Source organism: Xanthomonas sp. WHRI 6108, assembly GCF_040202385.2.
Classification (GTDB): domain Bacteria; phylum Pseudomonadota; class Gammaproteobacteria; order Xanthomonadales; family Xanthomonadaceae; genus Xanthomonas; species Xanthomonas arboricola.
On record NZ_CP168198.1, the window covers coordinates 2,555,266 to 2,579,223 of the forward strand.

20 protein-coding genes are annotated in these 23,958 nt (G+C 65.8%); 9 read left to right on the forward strand and 11 right to left on the reverse strand.

What is annotated here, in order from left to right:
• Nucleotides 1–27: 27 nt before the first annotated feature.
• Nucleotides 28–711, reverse strand: a complete 684-nt coding sequence (gene cmk / locus ABQ039_RS10690) for a (d)CMP kinase (RefSeq protein WP_184609423.1) — start codon at nucleotides 709–711, stop codon at nucleotides 28–30.
• A 172-nt stretch (nucleotides 712–883) separates the two neighbouring features.
• Here cmk and ykgO point away from each other — a divergent pair, with 172 nt between their 5' ends.
• The 6 genes from ykgO (at nucleotide 884) to ABQ039_RS10720 (ending at nucleotide 5,627) form a co-directional block, all read left to right on the forward strand.
• The gene (ykgO, locus tag ABQ039_RS10695; protein WP_005913193.1) at nucleotides 884–1,009 is read left to right on the forward strand and encodes a type B 50S ribosomal protein L36; all 126 of its coding nucleotides are present in this window, start codon (nucleotides 884–886) and stop codon (nucleotides 1,007–1,009) included.
• Nucleotides 1,010–1,249: 240 nt separating this feature from the next.
• Complete coding sequence (locus ABQ039_RS10700) at nucleotides 1,250–1,579, forward strand: hypothetical protein (protein ID WP_039515118.1); 330 nt, start codon at nucleotides 1,250–1,252, stop codon at nucleotides 1,577–1,579.
• A 291-nt stretch (nucleotides 1,580–1,870) separates the two neighbouring features.
• Nucleotides 1,871–2,905, forward strand: a complete 1,035-nt coding sequence (locus ABQ039_RS10705; protein WP_102251924.1) for an agmatine/peptidylarginine deiminase — start codon at nucleotides 1,871–1,873, stop codon at nucleotides 2,903–2,905.
• An 80-nt stretch (nucleotides 2,906–2,985) separates the two neighbouring features.
• Nucleotides 2,986–3,870 carry a carbon-nitrogen hydrolase gene (locus ABQ039_RS10710; protein ID WP_102256651.1) on the forward strand — a complete coding sequence of 295 codons (885 nt, stop codon included), beginning with the start codon at nucleotides 2,986–2,988 and terminating at the stop codon, nucleotides 3,868–3,870.
• 4 nt (nucleotides 3,871–3,874) lie between these two features.
• Complete coding sequence (locus tag ABQ039_RS10715) at nucleotides 3,875–4,402, forward strand: GNAT family N-acetyltransferase (RefSeq protein ID WP_046342957.1); 528 nt, start codon at nucleotides 3,875–3,877, stop codon at nucleotides 4,400–4,402.
• Nucleotides 4,395–5,627: a TraB/GumN family protein gene (locus tag ABQ039_RS10720; protein ID WP_167764168.1), complete on the forward strand. Its 1,233-nt coding sequence runs from the start codon at nucleotides 4,395–4,397 to the stop codon at nucleotides 5,625–5,627. The genes ABQ039_RS10715 and ABQ039_RS10720 overlap by 8 nt, the downstream gene beginning before the upstream one ends.
• A gap of 120 nt (nucleotides 5,628–5,747) precedes the next feature.
• On the opposite strand, the gene ABQ039_RS10725 is transcribed toward ABQ039_RS10720, so the two are convergent.
• From ABQ039_RS10725 to ABQ039_RS10770, 10 genes are all read right to left on the reverse strand, one after another.
• Nucleotides 5,748–6,716, reverse strand: coding sequence for an endonuclease/exonuclease/phosphatase family protein (locus ABQ039_RS10725; RefSeq protein ID WP_349777774.1), 969 nt, complete (start codon nucleotides 6,714–6,716; stop codon nucleotides 5,748–5,750).
• Entirely contained in the window at nucleotides 6,713–9,850 is a 3,138-nt protein-coding gene (locus ABQ039_RS10730) for a discoidin domain-containing protein (protein ID WP_349777773.1), read from the reverse strand. The genes ABQ039_RS10725 and ABQ039_RS10730 overlap by 4 nt, the downstream gene beginning before the upstream one ends.
• Before the next feature lie 26 nt (nucleotides 9,851–9,876).
• The gene (locus ABQ039_RS10735; protein WP_016904891.1) at nucleotides 9,877–10,713 is read right to left on the reverse strand and encodes a carbohydrate ABC transporter permease; all 837 of its coding nucleotides are present in this window, start codon (nucleotides 10,711–10,713) and stop codon (nucleotides 9,877–9,879) included.
• Nucleotides 10,710–11,594: a carbohydrate ABC transporter permease gene (locus ABQ039_RS10740; protein WP_024940601.1), complete on the reverse strand. Its 885-nt coding sequence runs from the start codon at nucleotides 11,592–11,594 to the stop codon at nucleotides 10,710–10,712. Before ABQ039_RS10740 ends, ABQ039_RS10735 begins: the two co-directional genes overlap by 4 nt.
• The gene (locus ABQ039_RS10745) at nucleotides 11,591–12,949 is read right to left on the reverse strand and encodes a sugar ABC transporter substrate-binding protein (protein WP_046342965.1); all 1,359 of its coding nucleotides are present in this window, start codon (nucleotides 12,947–12,949) and stop codon (nucleotides 11,591–11,593) included. The genes ABQ039_RS10740 and ABQ039_RS10745 overlap by 4 nt, the downstream gene beginning before the upstream one ends.
• A gap of 3 nt (nucleotides 12,950–12,952) precedes the next feature.
• Complete coding sequence (locus ABQ039_RS10750) at nucleotides 12,953–14,572, reverse strand: glucoamylase family protein (RefSeq protein ID WP_039527041.1); 1,620 nt, start codon at nucleotides 14,570–14,572, stop codon at nucleotides 12,953–12,955.
• Nucleotides 14,573–14,673: 101 nt separating this feature from the next.
• On the reverse strand, nucleotides 14,674–17,652 hold the full coding sequence (locus ABQ039_RS10755) for a TonB-dependent receptor (RefSeq protein ID WP_349777772.1): 2,979 nt from the start codon (nucleotides 17,650–17,652) through the stop codon (nucleotides 14,674–14,676).
• Nucleotides 17,653–17,773: 121 nt separating this feature from the next.
• The gene (locus ABQ039_RS10760; RefSeq protein WP_184378248.1) at nucleotides 17,774–18,796 is read right to left on the reverse strand and encodes a LacI family DNA-binding transcriptional regulator; all 1,023 of its coding nucleotides are present in this window, start codon (nucleotides 18,794–18,796) and stop codon (nucleotides 17,774–17,776) included.
• Nucleotides 18,797–19,123: 327 nt separating this feature from the next.
• On the reverse strand, nucleotides 19,124–19,393 hold the full coding sequence (locus ABQ039_RS10765; protein WP_039521812.1) for a BolA family transcriptional regulator: 270 nt from the start codon (nucleotides 19,391–19,393) through the stop codon (nucleotides 19,124–19,126).
• Nucleotides 19,390–19,689, reverse strand: a complete 300-nt coding sequence (locus ABQ039_RS10770; protein ID WP_016904541.1) for a YciI family protein — start codon at nucleotides 19,687–19,689, stop codon at nucleotides 19,390–19,392. The genes ABQ039_RS10765 and ABQ039_RS10770 overlap by 4 nt, the downstream gene beginning before the upstream one ends.
• 350 nt (nucleotides 19,690–20,039) lie before the next feature.
• Here ABQ039_RS10770 and ABQ039_RS10775 point away from each other — a divergent pair, with 350 nt between their 5' ends.
• Genes ABQ039_RS10775 through ABQ039_RS10785 form a run of 3 tightly spaced genes read left to right on the forward strand, consistent with a single transcriptional unit; the run spans nucleotide 20,040 to nucleotide 23,815 of the window.
• Complete coding sequence (locus tag ABQ039_RS10775; protein ID WP_024940608.1) at nucleotides 20,040–20,945, forward strand: ScpA family protein; 906 nt, start codon at nucleotides 20,040–20,042, stop codon at nucleotides 20,943–20,945.
• Nucleotides 20,923–22,194, forward strand: coding sequence for an SMC-Scp complex subunit ScpB (scpB, locus tag ABQ039_RS10780; RefSeq protein ID WP_349777771.1), 1,272 nt, complete (start codon nucleotides 20,923–20,925; stop codon nucleotides 22,192–22,194). The genes ABQ039_RS10775 and scpB overlap by 23 nt, the downstream gene beginning before the upstream one ends.
• On the forward strand, nucleotides 22,187–23,815 hold the full coding sequence (locus ABQ039_RS10785) for a pseudouridine synthase (protein WP_102251915.1): 1,629 nt from the start codon (nucleotides 22,187–22,189) through the stop codon (nucleotides 23,813–23,815). Before scpB ends, ABQ039_RS10785 begins: the two co-directional genes overlap by 8 nt.
• Nucleotides 23,816–23,958 lie beyond the last annotated feature (143 nt).

Genomic DNA, 23,958 nt, shown 5'->3' on the forward strand with positions numbered 1-23,958 from the left:
GGCGGGACATGCCCGCTTGCGGAACGCTTACGACGACGTGCGAACGGTCAACAACCCGACCACACGTTGGACGACATCCTCGATCCCCATTCCGCTGGTATCGATCAGCACGGCGTCTTCGGCCGGCCGCAATGGCGCCACCACCCGCTGCGCATCACGGGCATCTCGAGCCATGATCTCGCGCAGCAGGTCGTCAAAGATAACCGAAACACCCTTTTCCATCAACTGTTTATGGCGACGGGCCGCACGTTCTTCGGCACTGGCGGTCAGAAACACCTTGAAGGCGGCATCGGGGAAGATCACCGTGCCCATGTCACGCCCGTCCGCGACCAGGCCGGGGGCCTGCCTGAATGCGCGTTGGCGTTCCTTCAACGCGCTGCGCACCTCGGGAATGGCCGCAATCGCCGAGGCAAGTGCGCCGGTGGTCTCCAGGCGCAGTTCGCCGGTGGCGTCCACGCCATTGACCAGCACCCGCAGCCCCGCCTCACCGGCATCGTCGAACTCCACCCTGGTGTCGAAGGTGCAGCGCACCAGCGCAGCCGGATCGGAGACATCCAGATCGGCCCAGCTCGCTGCCACGCCCACCGCGCGATACAGTGCGCCCGAATCGAGGTAATGCCAGCCCAGCCGGGCGGCCACGATCCGGCTCACGGTGCCCTTGCCGGCGCCGGAGGGACCATCGATGGTAAGGACGGGCGAAAGGTCGGTCATTCAGGTTTCCGGAAGGTCATCAGGCGGTAGTGTAGCGCCGCTCGCGGGGATTGCGATGCAACCACTTGAAAGCACGACGAAAAGCCGGTTAGAATTGCCGGCTTAATTCCGGGTGCACCCTCGATTGCGGGCACTCTTCCATCGAATCCAACCGTTTACGCCGAGGTGTGCCATGAAAGTCCTGTCCTCCCTGAAGTCTGCGAAGACCCGTCACCGCGACTGCAAGGTGGTCCGCCGCCGCGGCAAGGTCTTCGTGATCTGCAAGTCGAACCCGCGTTTCAAGGCGCGTCAGCGCTAAGCTTTCGCCGCGCGTGCAAGACCCGAGAAAGCCGCCTCCGGGCGGCTTTTTCTTGGCCGATCCTTCACGCCGACGATTGCCTGATGCAGGCTGGACTGCGCGGATGCCCGCCCGGCTCCGCGTGACGGTTGCGCTGGCAGGCAACACGCCGCGGCGTTGTGTACCACCGATCAGCAAGCACGCCGGCCCTGGTTTTGCTGTAATCACCATCCGAATCTTGTCCACTGGGGAGTAGATGACATGCGCAACCGTTTGTTTGTCCTGCCGCTGATCGCGCTGATGGGGATCAGTGCCGCTGCGTCGGCCGATACGCTGCTGATCGACCGCGCACAGCAGAAGCCTGCCGCTGCCCTGCCCTTGCGCGGCGACAGCATGAGCCAGGTCGAAGGCCGTTATGGCGCGCCGCAGGAAAAGCTGGCGCCGCGCGGTGGCCAGAAGCGCCAGTGGCCGACCATCCATCGCTGGGTATATCCGGCCTTCACCGTGTACTTCGAAAAGAGCCGGGTGATCGACGTGGTGGCCAACCAGGCCGATGCCAACGAGATCGGGCCCAAGCCGCCGATCAAGTGATCGCGGGTTGTTCGGGTTCCATCGGAGGGTGACTGCAACAGTGGTTTGATCCAATGGTGTGCGGGAAGCGATCACTGCGAGTCGGTAAGGCGAGTCCTTCGCAAGGGGCGATTCGACGCGAATTCCTCGAACGAGCCGATTCAACGCGAGTCCCTCGCAAGAGCCGACTTAAGGCGAGTCCCTCGCAAGAGCCAACCTAAGGCGAGTCCCTCGCAAGAGCCCGCACATCCATGTGCGGGGATTGAATTAACGGCCCGGCGTTGCCTGGCATTGATTAGGTAGTTGCAAGTTATGACCGATAGCGTTCGCTTTCCTGCCGAGTGGGAATCTCAGTCCGCCGTGTTGATTGCGTGGCCGCATGCGGGTACCGATTGGGCCGAGCGTCTTGCCGAGGTGGAAGAGACCTATATCGCGCTGGTCACGGCGATTTCCCGTTTCGAGCCGGTGATCGTGTGCGTGGCCGATGACGACCTGCAGATCTACGCGGAAGCGCGGCTGCGCTCGGCGCGGGTGGACATGGCGCAGGTGCGCTTCGTGGTTGCGGCCTACAACGACACCTGGCTGCGCGATTCGGGCCCGATCACACTGCGCCAGGACGGCGGTTTCCGCCTGATGGATTTCCGCTTCACCGGCTGGGGCGGCAAGTTCGAGGCCAGCCTGGACGATCAGCTGGTCACCTCGCTAGATGCGGCGCAGGTATTTGTGCCCTCGCAGGTGCAGACGGTGGACTTCGCGCTGGAAGGCGGCGCGATCGAGACCGATGGTGCGGGCACCTTGCTGACCACCTGGAAGTGCCTGCACGAGCGGCATCCGCAGCGCACACGCGATTCGCTGAGTGCCGATCTTGCCGCGTGGCTGGCGCAGGACCGCGTGCTGTGGCTGGATCACGGCTATCTGGAAGGCGACGACACCGACGCGCATATCGATACGCTGGCACGCTTCGCCGGCCCGGATGCGATCGTCTACCAGGGCTGCGATGTGGCCAGCGATTCGCATTACACCGAACTGCAGGCGATGGGCGCCGAACTGGCTGCGTTGCGCAAGGCCGATGGGCAGCCGTATCGGCTGTTCGTATTGCCGTGGGCCGAGCCGATCCTGGACCAGGGCCGGCGTCTGGCCGCCTCATACGCCAACTTCCTGATCGTCAACGGGGCGGTGCTGATGCCGGCTTACGGCGACAAGGCCGATGCGCGCGCGCAGGCGGTGCTGGCCGAGGCGTTTCCGCAGCACGTCATCGTGCCGGTGCCGTGCCGCCCATTGATCTGGCAGAACGGCAGCCTGCATTGTCTGACCATGCAGCTGCCCGCCGGTCTGCTGGCTGCCTGAGTCACTCCTGTTCCGGCCGGCAGGCCGGTGTTACACCATCGCGCGCTACCTTAGTGCGCCACTTCGCTGGACGAATCGCCATGACCCGTCATCTCCTTCCCGTCGCGCTGATCCAGGAGCGCAACCACGGCGACGCCGCGGCCAATCTGGCCATCATCGAATCGCGCGTGGCCGAAGCCGCCGCTCAGGGCGCCAAGCTGGTGCTGCTGCAGGAACTGCACAACGGTGCGTATTTCTGCCAGCACGAGTCGGTGGACGAATTCGAGCTGGCCGAGCCGATCCCCGGCCCCAGCACCGAGCGGCTGGGCGCGCTCGCCAAGCAGCACGGCGTGGTGCTGGTGGCCTCGCTGTTCGAGCGCCGCGCGGCCGGGCTGTATCACAACACCGCGGTGGTGTTCGAAAAGGACGGCCGCCTGCTCGGCAAGTACCGCAAGATGCACATCCCGGACGATCCCGGATTCTATGAAAAGTTCTATTTCACGCCAGGCGATCTGGGCTTTGCGCCGATCGATACCTCGGTCGGCCGCCTCGGCGTGCTGGTGTGCTGGGACCAGTGGTACCCCGAAGCGGCGCGCCTGATGGCGCTGGCCGGTGCGGAGCTGCTGCTCTACCCCACCGCGATCGGCTGGGATCCGGATGACCAGCAACCGGAGCAGGAGCGCCAGCGCGATGCCTGGGTGCTCAGCCATCGCGGCCATGCGGTCGCCAACGGGGTGCCGGTGCTGTCGTGCAACCGCGTCGGCCATGAGCCCTCGCCGTTGGGCGCCTCGGGCATCCAGTTTTGGGGCAACAGCCATGTGCTGGGGCCGCAGGGCGAATTCATCGCCGAAGCCGGACAGGACCCGACGGTGCTGGTCTGCGACGTCGACCTGCAGCGCAGCGAACACGTGCGCCGCATCTGGCCGTTCCTGCGCGATCGCCGTATCGATGCGTATGGCGACCTGCTCAAGCGCTACATCGACTGACCGCATGCCAGTGGAGTTGCGCGAAGTCCGCGACGCGGACATCCCGGCCATCACCGCGATCTATGCGGAGCAGATTGCCGGGGTCAACAGCTACGAATACAGCGCACCATCGCGCGATGAGATGGCTGCACGGGTGCGCGCGAGCGTGGATGCCGGCTACCCCTATCTTGTTGCCGAGCGCGATGGCGTGGTGGTGGGCTATGCCTACGTCGGCGCCTATCGCGCACGCGCCGGCTACCGCTGGACCGTTGAGAATTCGATCTATCTCGCCAGCGCCGCGCAGGGCCACGGCATCGGCAAGGCCTTGCTCGGCGAGCTGATCGCACGCTGCCAACAGCGCGGCTATCGACAGATGATTGCGGTGATCGGCGATGCCGACAACCTGGCATCGCGACGGCTGCATGAACGTTTTGGTTTTCGCACGGTCGGAGTGTTCACCGGTATCGGCCGCAAGCATGGTCGCTGGCTGGACGGCGTGCAGATGCAACGCGCGCTCGGCTCCGGTGACACCGCCCCTCCTTCTGATGAATGACCCCATGACTGAGCAAACCACCCACGTTCTGGACGATGCGCTGTCCGGCCAGCCGCATCGCATCGTCGAACGCGATGGCGTGCGCTATACCCTGCTCGGCACCGCGCATGTCTCGCTGGCCAGCGTGGCTGCGGTGCAGCGGGCGATCGGCAGCGGCCGCTACGATGCGGTGGCGGTGGAACTGGACGCGCAGCGCCTGCAGGCGCTCAGCGACCCGGATGCCCTCGCCCGCCTGGACCTGGTGCAGGTGATTCGCAAGGGCCGGGTGGCCTTGTTTGCGGCCAACCTCGCCCTGGCCGCCTACCAGCGCCGCCTGGCCAAGCAGCTCGGTATCGAGCCGGGCGCGGAATTGAAGGAAGCGGTGAATCTGGCGCGCGCGCAAGGCCTGCCGGTGCACCTGATCGATCGCGAGGTCGGCCTGACCTTCAAGCGCGCGTCCGGGCGGCTGGGATTCTTCGGCAAGATGAAACTGGCCGGCGGCCTGCTCGGCGGTCTGTTCGCGGCTGACGAGGTGGGCGAAGAGGAAATCGAAAAGCTCAAGCAGGGCGACATGCTGGAGGCGAGCTTCGGCGACTTTGCCAGCGAAAGCCCGGAGCTGTACGAGACCGTGATTGCCGAGCGCGACCAGTACATGGCCACGCGCCTGCGCGAGGAAGCCACCACCGATCAGCGCGAGATCCTGGCGGTGGTCGGTGCAGGACACCTGGCAGGTCTTGCACGCCACCTGGAACAGGACACCGCCGCACCCGGCCCATTGCGCGAATCGCTGGAATTCGTGCAGCAGCGCAAGCGCATTCCGTGGATCACGCTGGGCATCCTGGCGATCATCATCACCGGCATCGGCATCGGCTTCTGGCGCGGCGGCCTGAGCATGGGCGCGGACCTGTTGTTGCAGTGGGCGATGTATACCGGAGGACTGGCCGCGCTGGGCTGCCTGCTGGCGGGCAGCCACCCGTTGAGCATCCTCACCGCGGCGGTGGTGGCGCCGTTCAAGCCGTTCCGTCTGAGCGTGCCGACCGGTGCATTCGCCGCCCTGGTCGAAGTGCATATGCGCAAGCCGGCCTATGGCGATTTCCTGTCGCTGCGCGACGATGCGCAGACCTTGCGCGGCTGGTACCGCAATCGCGTCTCGCGCGTGGTGCTGACCTTTCTGCTGACCAACGTCGGCAGCATGGCCGGCGTGTGGCTTGCCGGTGTGCAGATATTCAATCGCCTGCATGGGTGAGCGTGGCGGCGCTGCAATCCGTTGCTTCTCGTAGGAGCGCACCTGGGCGCGATGGGCGTTATCGGTAACGCCCCATCGCGCCCGGGTGCGCTCCTACGGCATTCGATCGCTTGCGCGCGGCTACGGCGCGGACTGCGCCTGTGGCGCGAGCTGCAGGCGCACCCAGACGCCGTAGTGATCCGAGGCCCAGCGCCCTTCGGCATACGGGGTGTCGAACAGGATGCGCGCTTCGCGCGCCAGCAGGCGGTTCTGCTGGAAGAACACGTGGTCGATCCGCGCTGGCGTGTCGAACACATGCAGGTTCAAGGTGCTGACGGTGGCATCGCTGTTGCGATGCACGCTGCCGTAGCTGTCGCCGTAGCCCTTGCGTAGCGCTTCCAGATCCAGGGCGTCGGCGGCGGTGTTGAAATCGCCGGCGATCACGACCGGTGCCTGCTCGCTGTTGGAGGCAATGAAATCCAGCAGGTCGGCGACCTGACGCGTGCGTGTGGCGGTGCCACGTGCATCGGCACGTTCGTTGAGGTGGGTGACGTAGACATTGATCGGCTGGCCGTCGACATCAACCTGCAGATGCGCGGCAACACGGTAATCGTCCAGCGGCTGCAGCAGGCGCTGATGCCGGGCCAGCACCGTGCGCCGGCTCAGCAACGCGTTGCCGTAGCGCTTGGGCGCACCGACCGGATCGGCCGAGGCGAAGGTGTAGTCGTAATCCAGCTTGCGCGCCAGCCAGGCGGCCTGGTTCTCCACGCTGCCGCGGCGCTCGATCACTTCCTGCAGCGCGATCACGTCCGGCGCCAGTTGCTTGAGCTGTCTGGCGATATAGGCGCGACGCGCCGGCCAGTCTTCGCGGTCGTGATGCAGGTTGAGCGTGACCAGGGTCATCTCGCGCTGCGCCGCGCCCGGCGACTGCGCTGCCGGGGATGCGTGTGCTGCCTGATCGGTCTGGTTGAGCTGTGCGGGTTGTACGGCCTGCACGGCCTGCGTGGCGTGTGCAGCGACAGCGCACAGCAGCAGCGCCAGCCACGCGACCGGCCACCCGACACCGCGCCGCACCAGCGCTGCCCGGGTCGGTCGAGCTGCGTGGATCATTGCGAGGCGCGCTCGGCCCGCCGCACCGCGCTGGGCACATCGATCTGCACATTGGCCGGCAGCTGTTGAATCCGCAATTCGCCGTTCTGCCATTCGGCAGATTCACCGTTGATGCTGGCCTTGCCCGGCGTGCCCTGGTACGGCCACGGCAACACCACCCCGCCCGGCGGCAGGATCAGGCCGGGCTGCAGTTGCAGTACCAGCTGCTTGTCGGTGCGCTGCAAGGTGTAATTGAGGCGCCCGTAGGGTGTGCGCAGCTCGGCGATGCCGATGCCCTTGCCCTCGAACCAGCGCGTCGGCGTGCCGGCAGCGATGACCAGGCTGGCGTCGGATTCGCGTCCGTAGGCGAACATGTCCAGCACCGAGCGCACGAAATCCGAGGCGACCCAGGCATGCGGCAGGTCGCCGACGAAGAACGGCGTGCGCGGCGTGCGCGAGACCACTTCCGCCCATTGGTTCCAGGGTTGCGGCGCACGGTCCTTGAAGAAGAACGCGGTGGCGTCCCAGGCGCGGTCGCGCCAGCCCAGACGCACGAACGCGGCCACGTTGCGCCATTCGTAGGGCGTGTAGTCCTTCCATGCGCGCTTGCCGTCGCGGCGATCGGAAAACTCCTTCCAGTAGCGCTCGAAGGTATTGGTCAACAGGTCCTGCGGCAGGCGTTGCTGCTCGCCGCCAGGGGCCAGCGCGATGGTGGTCGAGGTCGCATCGAAGTCGCCCAGCTCGGCCGAGCCGGGCAGGAAATCGAGACTGTGCTGGCGCACCGCCGCCCCCAGCGAGGCGACCAGGTCGCCACTGAATTCGTCGCGTGCGGCGCTGAAGCGGGCGACCTCGTCGGGCTTGTCGAGTGCGCCGGCCAGCATCGCCGCATCCTTGTAGCCGCGCAGCGCCCAGAAGTTGTCCCAGTACGAATGCACCGGCTTGGCCGAATACCCTTCGTGGCTGATCGACACCGGCATCATTCCGTAGAAGGCCGGATTGCGCATGAAGTTGTCTTCGGTGCGTTCGCTGGCGCGCAGCTTTTCCATGTAGTCGTAGGCGCCGGTCACGTGCGGCCACATCTTTTCCAGGAACGCCTTGTCGCCGGTGTAGCGGTAGTACTCGGCGATGTTGAAGATCAGCTCGCCATGGCTGTCGTTCTCGGGCACCGGGTCGCTGCCGCGGTCGTCCACGCAGCACGGCACCATGCCGTCGGCGAACTGATACGGGGCGAACCAGTCGACGTACTCGCGCACCACGTCTTCGCGGCCGAGCCGCAGCAGGCCTTCGGAAATCATCGCGCCGTCGCGGATCCAGCTGCGCGAATACGAGCGCGTGCCCGGCTGCAGGCGCGGGCCGATGCGCGAGATCAACATGTGCGCCAGCGCGGTGCGCAAGGTGTCGACCACCGGCTTGCCTTCGGCCGGCACGCTGATGCGCACGCGATCGAGCTTGCTGCGCCACTGCTGGGCCACCTGCTGCTGCGCCTTGTCGGCATCGAAGCCGGCCGGCAGTTGCGCGGTGCCGGTCTGCGGAATCACCAGCGCCACCTCGCGCTGTTGGCCGGGCTCCAGCTTCCAGCGATACAGCAGCACGCCCGAAGCCAGGCCGGTGTCGTCCTTGACCTGGGTGATCGTCGGCGGCGTGGCGGCGGTGAGATGGCTGACATCCATGCCGCTGTCGAAGGCGCTGGCAAAGCCGGCATCCGGACGTTGTGCGGCGAATACCCGCGGCTTGCCGTTGACGCTGACCTGCGCGCCCTCCACCGCCAGTTGTTCGATCCGGCTCACGCCGCCCAGGGTATTGAGGAACTGCGCCGGCGGGTTGACCTGGAACGGCCGCACCGCCAACGCCAGCGTGAAGTCGCGCGCCTCCTTGCCGGTGTTGTGCAGCTGATAGCGTGCGACCAGTTGCGCCTGATCCGGGGTGCCCTGCACGAACGCGGTCACGCGCAGGTTCATCAGGTCGTGGTGCCAGTCGACGCTGGGAATCGGCAGGTAATCGTCCTGCAGGCTCTGTTCGCTGCTGACGTCGGACCAGTGCAGCAGCTTGCCGCCGGTGACCACGAACGGCTCGATGCTGAAGCCGCCCTTGCCCACTTCCACCGCGCCGTCCTCGCCGATCAGGCCCTGCTCGGTGCCGCCATCCAGACCCAGGATGGTCCAGTACGGCTGCTCGCCGGAGAAACCGCGCGGATAGCTGCCGCGCGGCATCTGCGCGGCCAGCGACTTGATGAAGTCGTTCGGGGTCGCCGCAAACGCCAGCGGCTGCAGCTGCACTTCCTTGATGCCGTAGCGCCAGTTGGGGCCGTCCTTGAGATCGAAGCGCAGGTAACGCGCCTCGGTGTCCGGCAGCGCCAGCCAGTCGGTGCCACCGGCACCGGCCGTGACGGTGCGCAGATCGCGCCAGCCGCGCCCGTCGCTGGACGCGCGCACCACGTATTGCGAGGCCTGCAGGCCGGGGACCCACTGCACCACCGCGCCGCCGAATTCGCGCACCTTGCCCAGGTCCAGCGTGACGGTCTGTTGCTTGACCGCGCCGCTGAGCCAGAAGGTCTCCGGCTTGCCGTCGGCCAGGCGTTGTTCCAGTGCGGGCGCGGTATCGGTGATCGCCTCGGCCTTCAACGGCGAGGTGTCTTCCGGCGGCAGCGGCGTGAGCGTCAGGCGGTCAAAGCACACCGTGCCCTTACCGCCGACCTTGTTGTAGATGGTGAACTCGACATCTGCGCTGCTGCGCAGTTGCTTGTCCTGGCCCGGGCCCCAGGCCTTTTCGATGTTGCGCTTGCGATAGCCGACGGTGGTCCAGTTCTTCGGGAAGTTGAAGCCGGGCCGGTTGACCCACCACACGTTGTCGCCGCTGGCATCGATCAGCTTGACCTGCAGATCGTTGGACGGCGAGTCGCCGCGCAGCGCAAAACCGATGCGGTAATTGTCCGGATAGTCGATCGGCAGGTTGCGACGGATGCCGACATAGCCGGACACGCCGTTGAAGTTGTAGTCCAGGCACAGCGCATGCCCGCTGGCACTGGTGGCGACCGGCCGCAGCGAGCCGCTGACCTGGTTGGACACCACCAGGCGCCAGGCGCCGATGTCGTTGAAGCCGTCGAGCACGCGTTCCTGCGCCTGCGCCGTGACCGCAGAGGTGGCAACAGCGGTCATGGCAAACAATCGCAGGAACATTGGCTTCACCCCTTCACACTCCCCAGCAGAAGACCTTGGATGTAGTAGCGCTGCAGCGCGACGAACAATAGCAGCACCGGAATCACCGTCACCACTGCGCCGGCCATCATCAGCTCCACGTCCATGATGTGCTCGCGCGACAGTGCGGCCAGCGCCACCGGCAAGGTGTACTGCTCCTGGTCGGTCAGCACGATCAGCGGCCACATGAAATCGTTCCACGAGCCCATGAAGGTGAAGATGGTCAGGGTGACCAGCACCGGCTTGAGCATCGGCAGCACGATCTGGAAGAAGATCCGCATTTCGCTGGCGCCGTCGATGCGCGCGGCCTCGATCAGTTCATCGGGAATGCTGCGCGCGTACTGGCGCACCAGGAAGATGCCGAACACCGTCGCCAGCGCCGGCACCACCACCCCGCCGATGTTGTTGACCAGATGCAGCTGCTTCATCAACAGGAACAACGGCAGCATCGCCACCTGCGCCGGGATCACCAACGCGGCCATCAGGATCTTGAAGATGCGCTCGCGGCCAACGAACTGCAGCTTGGCGAACGCATAGCCGGCCATGGTGTTGATCAGCAGCGAGCCGAGCGTGATCAGCCCGGACACCATCAGGCTGTTGGCGAAGTTGCGCGCCATGCCGGTACGCGCGAACAGCTCGTGGTAGTTGGCGGTGGTGAACGCCGAGGGCAGCATCGGCGGCGGGAAGCGGCTGGCCTCGCCGGTGGGCATGAACGACACCGACAGCATCCACAACAGCGGCGCCAGGCTGACCAGCGCCAGCAGCAGCAGGCCACCGTTGATCAGCACGCCATTCCAGCGCGATTGGCCGACATCACGACTCATATCAAATCCCTCTTGCGGCCGAAGCGCAGCATTACGGTGGTCACCGCCAGGATGATCAGGAACAGCAGGAACGCCACCGCCGACGCGCGGCCGAGGTTCCACCACTTGAAGCCTTCCTCGAACATGAAATACAGCACGCTCACGGTGCTTTGCAGTGGGTCGCCGCGGGTCATCACGTAGGGCTCGGCGAACAGCTGGAAATAGCCGGAGATGGTGATCACCCCGACCACCATCAGCACCGGGCCGAGCATCGGCAGGGTGATATGCAGGAACTGCTTCCAGCGCGAGGCGCCATCGATGCGCGCGGCCTCATACAGGTCCTGCGGGATCGCCTGCAGCCCGGCCAGGAAGATCACCATGTTGTAGCCGAAGTTCTTCCACACCGCGAACAGCATGATGGTCGGCATCGCCCAGCGTGGGTCGCCCAGCCAGTCGATCGGGGCGATGCCCAGATGGCTCAGACCGAAGTTCACCAGGCCGTACTTGATGTGGAACAGATAGCGCCAGATCACCGCCACCGCCACCAGCGTGGTCACCACCGGGGCGAACAAGGCGGTACGGAACAACGCCTTGAAGCGCGAGGCCTTGGCATTGAGCAGCAATGCCGCGCCCAGCGACACCCCGATCGACATCGGCACGCCCAGCAGCACGAAATACGTGGTGTTCCACAACGACTTCCAGAACAGTGGCGTCTGCAGCAGGTCGATGTAGTTGCCCAGGCCGACGAAGCGCAGATGGCCGCTGTCGGCCAGTGCGTACAGATCGAAGTCGGTGACGCTGAGCACCAGCGCGGCGAACACCGGCACGCCGAAGAACATGCCCAGCACCAGGATCGACGGCGCGGCGAACACCCAGCCGGCGACGGAATTACGCTTCATCATCGTGCCGCTCCCTCGCCCGCTGCCGGTGCTGGCGCTGCGGCAGGTGTCGCCGCAGGCGTTGCCGGTGCACCGGCCGGACCGACATGCCCGCCCTCCTGTTCGAAGATCCAGCGGCGCTTGGCCAGGATCTCGTCCACGCGTTTATCCAGTTCCTGCACGGCGGCCTCATGTGATTGGCCGCCACGCACCACGCGCTCGGTCACCAGGCGCATTTCCTGCACGATGCGCTCCCACTCCAGCACCTTGGGCGTGGCCTTGACCCGCTCCAGCTGGTCGCCGAAGGCATGCGCCAGTTCGTCGTTGGCCAGCGAGGGCAACTTCCAAGTGCTGCGACGCGGCGGCAGGTCGCCGATGATGGCGTGGAAGCGCGCCTGCACCTGCGGCTGCGACAGGTATTCGATCAGCTTCCAGCTGGCGTCCTTGTGCTGCGACGACTTGAAGATCACCAGGCTGGAACCGCCGGCAATGCCCGCGCCCAGGCCGTTGGGTCCCGGTAATGGCGCGGTACCCCACTTGCCTTCCATGCCCGGCGGCTGGCGCAGCTTGAACTCGCGCACGTTCCACGGGCCGGACAGATAGAACGCGTAATAGCCGTTGAAGAATTCGTACCAGACGTTGGAGACCTGGGTCTCGGAGACCTTCGGCGCCCAGCCTTTCTGATACATGGTGTCGTAGAAGCCCAGCGCCTTGCGGAAGCCCTCGCCGCGGAAGTTGCCGTAGTTGTCATGGTCGCGCAGCAGGCGGTCGTCCTGCTGCAGCGCGAACGACAGCTGCTGCTCGAACTCGTTGAGCGGCATCAGGATGGCGTAGCGGTCCGGGCCGACCTTGCGCTTGATCGCCGCCATCACCTGTTCCATCTCGGCCCAGGTCTTGGGCATCTCGCTATAGCCGGCCTCGCGCAGCAGGTCCTTGCGATAGAACAGCAGCCGGGTGTCCACATACCACGGCACGCCATACAGGGTGCCGTCGACCAGATTGGTGTCCCACACGCCGGGAAAATAATCCTGCGGGTCGACGATCCTGGAACGCGCCACATACGGCTGCATCGGTTCCAGCGTGTCTAGCAGGGCGAACTCCGGCAGCCAGGTGTTGCCGAGCTGGCACACGTCCGGCAAGCCATCGGCGGCAAAGGCGGTCAGCAGTTTTTCGTGCGCCGCCGTCATCGGGATGTTCTGCACATCCACGTGGATGTCGGGGTTCTGCTTCTCGAAGTCGGTCACCAGCTCGGCGACCACTTCGGCCTCCTTGCCCATGGCCCAGAAGCGCACGGTGGTCTTGCCGGGGTCGGAGCGTTCGCATCCCGCCACACCCAGACACAGTGCGGCGGAGATCATCAACAGTTTCAAAAGTCGCACGGATTACTCGGGTTTTTGGCGTTGCGAGGGGTCTTGCTGGGCCTGGGCGGCGGCGGCACGCGACTCGGCCATGCCCAGCGCGCGGGCGGCGGCCTTCTGCTCGTCCTTCTGCGGCGCCGGCTGCGGCTCGCCTTCGGGGGTGAGCCAGCCGCCGGTGAAGCCGGCGCGTTCCAGACCGGCCCGGATGTAGGGGTTCTTCTTCATCACGGTCCAGACGAATTCGTTCTGGTAGTTGGCGATCATCGCCAGGATCGGGCCCTGGTCGATGGCGATGTAGTCGCTGGCCACCCAGCCACGGTCCGGCACCATGCGCCCGGTCTTGAGCGGGATGTCGTAGTTGAAGCTGGGATTGAACGAGTCCAGAAAGCCGTAGCTGGAATACAGGAAGTCGCCATAGCGCTTGTGCATTTCCTCGGTGGCCGGGATCACCACTTCCGGGGCGAACACGATCGAGGAGATCGCCGCCGACGGCACGATGGTGCCGTCGTCGAAGTTCTCGCGCAGGCCGGCGCCGCGCGAGGAGTAGTGGCGGAACTGGCGCTGCTCGCCACGGTATTCCTGGCTGGTGTTCTGCGGGCCGTCGCCGGCGGTCAGGCCCCAGACGTTCTCGCCGTAGTCCTTCCACTTCATCGGGTTGTCGATGGCGTAGTCGCGCTGGGCCAGGGTGGCGCGGCGGCTATTGAGGAAATAGTCGATGCCGCGTTCGCGCATGTACTGATCCTGGATATCGCGGAAATCGATCCAGACATGGCTGTACTGGTGACCGAACAGCGGGCCGAAGGACAGGTATTCCTGGCCCTGGTAGACGCCCCAGTCGTTGTTGTAGGTGCGGGTCCAGCTGGTCCAGGCATCCACGTCCACGCCGTGGGTCGGCGAGCCCAACGCGAGGATGTACAGCATCATCGCCTCGTTGTAGCCCATCCAGTCGTGGTCGATGAAGCCGCTCTCGGGGAACCAGCCCATCGAGATCAGCGGCGCACGCTGCTGCAGCCAGCGCCAGTCCACGCGCTTGTACAGCGCATCGGCGATCTGCCGGATCTCCTTTTCGCGCGGGTCGTCGCCGTCGTAATACGACTGGGTGAACAACACGCCCATCATCAGCAGCGCGGTATCCACGCTCGACAGCTCGACCCAGCTGTCGTAACGGTTGCCCTGCTGCATGTCCAGAAAGTGGTAGTAGAAGCCCTTGTACCCGGCCCTACCGGTCCGCTGCGGCCCCATTGGCGCATCGCGGAAGAATTTGAGTGTGGTCAGGGTGCGGTCGATCGCCTGATTGCGACTGACCCAGCCGTTCTCGATGCCGATCGGGTACGCGGTCAGCGCGAACCCCACCGAGGCGATGCTGGCGAACGGACGTGACGGAAACCGGTCCGGCGACAGCCCATTGAGTTCGTTGGTGGTGTCCCAGAAAAACTGGAAGGTGCGGCGCTCGATGTCCGAGAACAGCGGTGGCAGCGCGGGTTTGACCGGCTTGGGTGGCAGCTGCGCTTCCACCAGGATGACTTTCACCGGCGCCTTCTTTTCAGCCACCTTGGGTTCCTCGGCCTGCTTGCAGGACGCCAGCACCAGCGCACCCAGCAATAGTGGAATCGTCAACCAATACGAAGTCCTGCCCCTGTTCATCCGCCCCCCACGTGTGTAATCGATTACATCTCGCACGCCAACCTACCCTATCCAAGCGCCGAGTTCGACCGCCCCGGCAGCTGCCGGGGCGGTCGAGTACCTCACCAGTTCAGGCCGAAGGCCAGACGGAAGGTACGCATCGGCGACGCCAGCACACCGGTCGGGGTGCCGTAAGCCGTGTTCAAGTCTCCGAGTGTCCCGGTCTCGCCGTTAAAGTTGGCGTAGTTCACCCAATTGAACACGTTGAGGATATCCGCACGCACGTTGAATTTGACACCTGCGCCGGTATCCCACTCTTTATTGGCGGCGATGCTGAACTCCTTGTAGCCCAGCGTGCCGTCCGGCTTGAACTGCACGATGTAGCACTGGTCGTTGCCGGCCAGGCAGTTCTGCCCGTAACGCGCGGTCTGGCTGGCCAGCGACAGCTTGCCGGACAGCTTGATCTCGTACGGCAGCTCGTAGATGCCGGTGACCACCAGGCGATTCTTCGGAATGCCGCCGGCCTCGCGCCAGCCGTAGTCCTCGATGCGTTCGCGATCCAGGGCGTAATGCTCGCCGAACTGGCGGTTCTCCTTGGCATCGGAATAGGTGTAGGCCACCGTCAGGCCCCAGCCGGACTCCTCGTCGAACGGCTTCTCGACCTGCAGGGCGAGCTGGTTGTTGCGGGTTTCCACGCCGTTGGTCCCCAGCACGATGGCGCTGTAGCCATCTGGGCCGTCGGTCGGCGAGCCGGAGGTGGTGCCCGGCTGGAAGAACGACCCGTCCGGCAGACGGTTGCCGCGCACGAACGCGAAACCGTCATGGCTTTCGATGCGGCTCAGGGTCACGTCGGTGAACCAGTCCTGGCCCCACAGCGGCACCATGTTGCGCATGCCGATGCTGAATTGATCGGAGTACGGGGTCTTGATGTTGTTGTCGATCAGGTAGACCTCGCGACCGCCGCCGCCACCGCTGCTGGCTGTCAGCGTGTTCAGGCCCTCCTGGGTGTTGTAGGCCGGATTCCATGCGGTACACGGGTCGCCCAGGCAGGCCGGGTTATTGGCGCTGGTGAAGTAGTAGCTATAGGAGTTGAATGAGTTGTTGAGCTGCTCGAGCGCCAGGTAATCGAAGATGTTGCGGTCGTAGGCACGGCCGGCACCGCCATAGATCACATGCGCCTGATCGCCGAACAGGTCATAGGAGGCGCCCAGGCGCGGCTGCCAGGCATTCTTGAATGCCTTGCGATTGTTGCCGGTGCTGATGAAGTTGTTGATGTCGTAGTTGGCGTTGCGCAGGTTGGTCCAGTTCTGCAGCGCACCGGCGACGTCGGACGGGGTCACGAAGTCCAGGAACGCCGGGGTTTCTTCGTAGTCGTAGCGCACGCCCAGGTTCAGGGTCCAGTGCTCGTTGACCTCCCAGTCGTCCTGCAAATAGATGCCGTACTGCTTGTTCTCAGACACCACCGAACCGCCACCTTCGACCAGCGGCGCACCGAAGCGCACCCGGTACGGCGTTTCGACATCGCTGAGGATGTTGTAGTAGTACTGCGGGTTGGCCGGGTTGAACTGGGTGGAATCCAGATCGATGCTCTTGAACTTCACGCCCATCTTGACGGTGTGCGCGCCGTGCCATTCCAGGCTGTTCAGGGTCAAATCGTCCTGGAAGGTCCAGCCCTTCTGACCCTTGCGCTGGAAGCTGCTGCCGGCACCTGCGGCAAGCACGTCGGTCTCGTTACCGCGGTTGGGCGTATAGCTGAGGATGTAGCCGTTGCCGTTGTTGATCGGCGCCTGGTTCCAGAACGCGCTCTCGTAGCTGAGGTTGGCTTCGTTGAGGAAGTTGGCACCGCTGTACTGCCAACGCAGGTTGGCGCGCTTTTCTTCCTGGCCGTTGATGCTGCCGTGCTCCAGGGTCGAGGTGCCGCCGACGTCGTTGAGCTCGTCTTCCTTGCGGTACTTGCCGCTCAGCTCGAACAGGCTGTTGTCGCCGATGGTCCAGTCGATCTTGGCGAAGTACAGGTCTTCCTTGAACGGCGTGCTGTAGGTGGCGACCAGCGGCTGCAACTGCGTGGGCAGCTGATCGACGCGGTCCGAATAGATCGAACCGGGGATCACCACGTTCGGGGTGGTGTATTCCTTGGCTTCATAGGCGACGAAGAAATGCGCCTTGTCCTTGAGGATCGGGCCGCTGAAGGTGGCGCCGTACTGGGTTTCCTCGAAGTCGTCACGCACGCCGGCGCGCTTTTCCAGCGGGCTTTCTTCGCGCCAGCTGTCGTTGCTGGTATCCCAGAAGAAGCTGCCGTGGAAATCGTTGGTACCGGACTTGGACGAGGCCACGATGGCCGCGCCGCTGACCTGGTCGAACTCGGCCTTGTAGTTGGAGGTGATGACCTTGTATTCGCCGATCGCCGACTGCGGGAACGGGTTGCCGCGGCTGGAATCCTGGCCGCTGACGCCGCCGGTCAGCACGTAGTTCTTCTGGCTCACGCCGTCGATGTAGACGTTGGTGCCTTCGGCCGAGGTAGCGCCCGAGCGCACCTTGGTGGTGCCGTTGGCCTCGCGGGTGAACTGCACGTTCGGCACGGTGTCGGCCAGTTCCAGAAAGTTGCGCGTGGCACGCGGCAGGTTCTGGATCTGCACGTTGGAGATATAGGTGGCGTTCTCGGAGGTACGGGTTTCCACCAGTACCGGCGGGGCCTTGACCTGCACCGCGTCCAGCGTGGTGGCGTTACCACCGTCAGCCGTGGCCGGTTCGCCGCCGACGCCCAGGTTCAGGGTCGCGGTCTGGCCGACCTGCACGGTGACGTTCTGCGAGGTGGTCTGGCCGTTGGCGGTGACGTCCAGGCGGTACGAACCCGGCGGCAGGCCGCCGAGCGAGTAGCCGCCGTTGCTGACCTGCACGGTGCGGGTCAGGCCGGTGGCGAGATTGGTCGCGGTGACCTGGGCCTGGCTGGCAGGCGCCGAGTCGACGGTGACCTGGCCGCGGATGGTCGCCGCAGCACTCTGCGCAAAGGCCGGTGCGGCACCAAGCAGCAGGCAACTGGCCAGGGCGCAGCTGAGCAGCTTGCGCGCCGGACTGGCGGAATGGGGGTAGTGGTGGCGCATTGGTCCCTCCAGGGATCGGTACAGATTGTTGTTGTGGCGTTGCGACTTGCAGGAACGACCGCTGCGGGGGGCAGCGGGAGCGGACAGAACGTCCGCGAAAAGGGTCAGCGGGCAGGAAACCTCAGGGGCCGGGCTCGCCGGCGCCGCAGGAGGCGCGGATCACCAGCTCGGGCGTGAGCAGTTGGCGGATGCCGTCGTCGCGGCCGGGCTGGTCCACCAGCCGCATCAGCCTGGACATCGCCTGCTCGCCCAGGCGCGCGATGCTGACCCGCATCGTGGTCAGCGCCGGATGGACGAAACGGGCCAGCGGAATATCGTCGAAACCGGCCAGTGCCACATCGCCGGGCACCGAGACATCGGCCTGGACAAACGCGTACAGGCAGCCCAGCGCGGTCATGTCGTTGGCGGCGAAGACCGCGTCGGGCAGCGTGCCGCCGGCCAGCATCGCCTGGCCGGCGCGGTGGCCGGAGGCCTCGTCGAAGTCGCCGGTGAATTCGATGCCCTGCGCGGTATCGCCGTGGGCGGCGATCGCATCGCGGAAGCCACGCAGGCGTTCGCGCGCATCGAAATTCAGCGCTGGCCCGCCGATGAAGGCGATGCGCCGATGTCCGGCCGACAACAGATGTTCGGTCATCGCCATCGCGCCGGCATGGTCGTCGATGCTCAGCACCGGATAGGCGTCGCCGGGAACGTGCGCGTTGATCAATACCGTGGGCAGCGCCTGCGGCAGGTTGTCGGTGAGGAACCCGGGCTGCTCGGCATACGGCGACAGCACCAGCAGACCATCCACGCGCCCGCGCATGGACTGCAGTGCCCTGCCCTGCGCCTCCGGGTCGCCGTGGTAACTGGACACCAGCAGATGCTGGCCGGCGGCACGCGCTGCACCATCGATTCCGCGGATCAGCTCGGAAAAGAATTCGCCATACAGATCGGGCAGCACCACGCCCAGGGTCTGGGTGCGTCGGCTGCTGAGGCTGCGGGCTGCCGCATGCGGGCTGTAGCGCAGCCGCGCGGCCACGTCCTGCACCAGCTGGCGCACCGGCCCGGCGACGTTGTCATGCCCATTGAGCGCACGCGACACCGTTGCAACGGAGACCTGTGCTTCCCTGGCGACATCTTTGATGGTGACCGCACCCTTGGCCATTCGTGTCGCCCTCCGCGACCGAGTTCCCAAAACTGGCGCGGACTGTAAGCGTTTTCATGCGAAGGCGTAAACCCCTGTCTTCACGCCCGTGAAAACGCTTACAGATCAAGCATCTGCAAGTGATGAATACGTGAAGCGATGTGTTGCGACGCAACAAATATCGCTCATGTGTCCACGGATGAAGGTCGACGGCGATCACGGTTGGGCGGTTTGGCGCTCCGGAGGGAACGGTCCCTCGCGTAGGAGCGCACCCGCGCGCGACGGTGGCTATGGGATAAGGCAGTCGCGCCCGGGTGCGCTCCTACGACGGCTGGTTGAGTGGCCCGGTTATCCCGCCTCGCCGGGCGCGATCGCCTCGATCGACAGCGCGTGGATATCGGTCTGCATCATCTCGCCCACCGCGGCATAGACCGCGCGGTGCCGCGCCAGCGGCGGCTTGCCGGCGAAGGCGGCGCTGACCACGCGCACATTGAAATGCCCACGCCCGTCGCGCGCGCCGGCATGCCCGGCATGGCGATGGCTGTCGTCCACCACGTCCAGTTCGGTCGGCGCCAGCGCCGCCTGCAGCGCGGTGCGGATCCGCTCGACCCGGCTCATGGCAGCACCCGGCGGAACGGACGCACCTCGGTGCGCACGTACACGCCCGCCTCGACATACGGATCGGCATCGGCCCAGGCGCGGGCGTCATCCAGCGCGTCGAATTCGGCGATGACCACGCTGCCGCTGAAACCGGCCGGGCCCGGATCCTCGGCATCGATCGCCGGACATGGCCCGGCCACCAGCAGGCGCCCTGCCGCCGCCAGCGCCTGCAAACGGGCCAGATGCGCCGGTCGCGCCTGCTGCCGGGCCGCCAGTGCGTCGGCCCGGTCATACCCCTCGATTACGTACCACATAGGCCACCTCGCCCAAGACGTGAAGAACAGCCCCGTGATTCTAGCCGCCTCGGCGCTGGACACCGCCCCCGCGCACGCATTACCCTTGCCACCACTGCACACGCAATCGGACGCAGCGGCCCGTCGGCCCAGGCCCCACGCCTCCTCGACGACCGATTCGCTGCCCACCGCCGACCCGCGTAGACGACCTCCTCGCTGTTCCGTCGCCGCATGCCACGCGGCGCACGTTGTATGTGGATTTGTAGGATCGTGCCGGCACGGGCACGACATTGATCGCAATAACTCAAGGCAAAGCCCTGCAGGCGCGGCTCCGACCGTGGCCGGCGACCGTAAGACCCGATGTCGACCTGATGAATTCCGAACTCGCGCACGACGCGAATCCGCCAGCCACGAGCGCGCCGCCACAGCAGCAGGAAATGCGGCTGGCGGTGGTGCATGGGCAAGCGGTGCTGCAGATCCCGCAGGATCTGTATATTCCGCCGGACGCGCTGGAAGTCATCCTGGATGCCTTCGAAGGTCCGCTGGACCTGCTGCTGTATCTGATCCGCCGCCAGAATCTGGACATCCTGGATATCCCCGTCGCCGAGATCACCCGGCAGTACGTGGATTACATCAACGTGATGCAGGAGCTGCGCTTCGAACTGGCGGCGGAATATCTGGTGATGGCCGCGATCCTGGCCGAGATCAAGTCGCGCATGCTGTTGCCGCGCCCGCCCAGCGAGGAAGGCGAAGAAAACGATCCGCGCGCCGAGCTGGTGCGCCGGCTGCAGGAATACGAACGCTTCAAGCAGGCTGCCGAGGATCTGGACACGCTGCCGCGCATGGGCCGCGACAGCGCGCCGGTGCAGGCGCATCTGCCCGAGCGCGCCGCGGTCAAGCTGCCGCCGCCGGTGGAACTGAAAGAAATGCTGATGGCGCTGTACGACGTGCTCAAACGCGCAGAACTGTTCACCGGCCATGCGATCAAGCGCGAGGCGCTGAGCGTGCGCCAGCGCATGGGCGATGTGCTGAGCCGGCTGGACGATGGCAGGTTCTACCGTTTCGAATCGCTGTTCACTGCCGAAGAAGGCAAGCTCGGCGTGCTGGTCACCTTCCTGGCGCTGCTCGAACTGGCCAAGGAGCAATTGCTGGACATCGTGCAGGAGGCGCCGCTGGCGCCGATCTACGTGAAGTCGCTGGCCTTGGGCAATACCAATGCGCCGCTGCAATTCTCCAGCGAATTCGACGACAGCGATGCCGCCAACGAACCCCTCTGAAGCCGATCACCGAATGGATCAAGCGTTGATCACCCGCATTATCGAAGCCGCCCTGCTGGCGAGCAGCCAGCCGCTGACGCTGGCGCAGCTGCAGGGCGTGTTTCCCGAAGAAGAACCGGCGCCGCCCGGCAGCGTCGAGCGCGCGCTGGAACTGCTGCGCGACGGCTGCGCCGAGCGCGGCGTGGAGCTGGTCGAGGTGGCCTCCGGGTTCCGCTTCCAGGTCAAGGCGGACGTGCATGGCTGGGTCGCCCGGCTGTGGACCGAGCGCCGCACCAAGTACACCCGCGCCACGCTGGAAACCCTGGCGCTGATCGCCTACCGCCAGCCGATCACCCGCGGCGAGATCGAGCAGGTGCGCGGCGTGGCGGTCAGCAGCAACATCATCCAGGCGCTGGAAGAACGCGAGTGGATCCGCGTGGTCGGCCACCGCGACGTGCCCGGCAAGCCGGCCCTGTTCGGTACCACCAAGGGCTTCCTGGATTACTTCGGGCTCAAGCGATTGGACGAGCTGCCGCCATTGTCTGAGTTGAAGGACATTGCCGAGCTGGAACCGCAGCTGCCGCTGGACCGCGACGGCCAACTGGATGGCGCGGTGCCGGCGTCGGCGGCGATGGGTACGGAGCATGCTGAAGCGGGTCCGGATACGGATCCAGACCCGGATAGGGCGGATGCAGACGGCGCCGGCGCCGATGCGGCGATTGCCGCCCGGACTGACGCGGCGGCGGATGCAGATGCTGACGTGGATGCCGACCCGGGCGACGCCGCGCAGGAACAGCGCGATGCCGAGAAGGTGCTGCCGGCATCGGACAGCACCACCGACGCAACCAGCGACAGCGACGACGCAACGCACGCCGATGCCGATGCCGAGCTGGCCGTTGATGCCGATGGCGATGGCGATGGCGATACCGATGTTGATGTAGACAACAGCGACCAGATCGCCAGCCCAGGCACTGCAGTCGACGACGAACACGAACACCACGCCGACGCGGTCGATGACCAGGCCAGCGCCGATGAATCGAGTAACGACACACCGCAACACCCCGAGCATGCCTCGGCGCAGGACCCAAAACCGTTGAACCCAGATGACGCCCGTGAGGGCGACCCCGACACCGCGCCGGGAACGCGCGCGGATGCAGTGAACGAAGACGAAGACAACGCCGTCGCGACGACGACCGTGGCTGTTGACGAAGCCGATTCCGAACCAGAGGCCGACCCAGAACGCGTCGGCCGGAGCCAGACACATGAGTGACACCCCCCGCAAGCTGTCGTTGAACAAGCTTTCCCTCAAGCGCGACAGCGCGCCCGAAGCGCCCAAGCTGGAAGAGCGCCTGCACAAGGTGCTGGCCCAAGCCGGACTGGGGTCGCGCCGCGCGCTGGAACAGCGCATTGCCGATGGCCTGATCAAGGTCAATGGCGCCGTCGCGCAGACCGGCATGTCGGTGCGCAGCGGCGACAAGATCGAGCTGGATGGCCGCAGTTTCGTGGCCAGCGCGCTGACAGAGCCCTCGCGCGTGCTGATCTACAACAAGCCCGAAGGCGAAGTGACCACCCGCGAAGACCCCGAAGGCCGCCCGACCGTGTTCGAGTCGCTGCCGGCATTGAAGGGCTCGCGCTGGATCGCCATCGGCCGCCTGGACATCAACACCACCGGCCTGCTGCTGCTGACCACCGACGGTGAGCTGGCCAACGCGATGATGCATCCCTCCTACGAGGTCGAGCGCGAATACGTGGTGCGCGTACGCGCCCCGGAAGGCGAGGACAAGGTCTCCGACGCCATCATCGAGCGCCTGTCGCGCGGTGTGCTGCTGGAAGACGGCGGCGCCAAGTTCGACGAGATCGAACGCATCGGCGGCACCGACTCGCACGACTGGTTCCGCGTGGTGGTCAAGGAAGGCCGCAACCGCGAAGTGCGTCGCCTGTGGGAGTCGCAGGGCTGCCAGGTCAGTCGCCTCAAGCGCAGCCGCTACGGCAAGATCTCGCTGCCGCGCGAATTGCTGCGTGGGCAGTCCATCGAAGTGGCGCAGGACAAGGTCGACAGCCTGCGCGCCGAACTCAAGCTGGAAGAAGGCGCGCCGTCGGCGCTGACGCTGCAGCCGGTGATCGGCCAGCGCCGCGCCGCCAAATCCACCGTTCACGTCTCGCGCGATGGCCGCAGCAATGCGTACGTCAACGGCCAGACCTCCGGCGCCGACGAAGGACGCGAACTGCGCCGCTTCGACAACCCGCGCGAAGATCGCGGCGGCCGTGGCCGTGGCAAGCCGGGCGGTTTCCGCGGCGGCCTCACCGTCAGCGGCGAAGCGGCAGCCAAGCAGTCGCAGCAGCGCCCATTCAAGCAACGCGCCCCCGCCAAGGGCGACCGCGGCCTTCCGGACGGCAACCCGGCCGCGTTCCGCAGCTGGTACGTGCCCGATGGCGTGAGCACCGGCCCGAGCGGCCACCGCAATGCCGGCCCCGGTGGCCCTGGCACCGGCCAGGCGCGCCCGTACGCGAAGAAGGGTCCGGGCGGTGCACGCCCTGGTGGCGGCGCGGGCAATGCACGCCCTGGCGCGGGCGGCGCGGGACGTGGCGGCGCCGGTAGCGGACAGGGCCAGTCGCAGGGCCAGGGTCAGCGCAAGCACCCGTACGGTCATCCGGGCAATGCGCCGAGCTTTCCGTCCGATCACGCCAACCCGGGTTTCAGCCCGTATGGCGCGGCACGTCCGGCGGCCGGTCGCCCGACCGGCGCACGCGCGGGTGGCCCCGGTGGCAACCGTGGTCCGGGCGGCAATCGCGGTCCGGGTGGTCCGGGCGGCGCGCCGCGTGGACCGGGTGGTCGCCCGCCGGGTGGCGGCAATCGTCGTCCGCCAGGCGGCGGTAATCGCGGTCGCTAGGCTGCGACGCGCGCAATAAAAAACGGCCCTGCAAAGGGCCGTTTTTTATTGGTGTTTCCGTTCGCGCCCGGCATCGCAGTTGCTGGAAACAGCAGCGACACCGAGTTCGTACAGCAACAGCGCAGAGCCCACTGTCTGGGGGC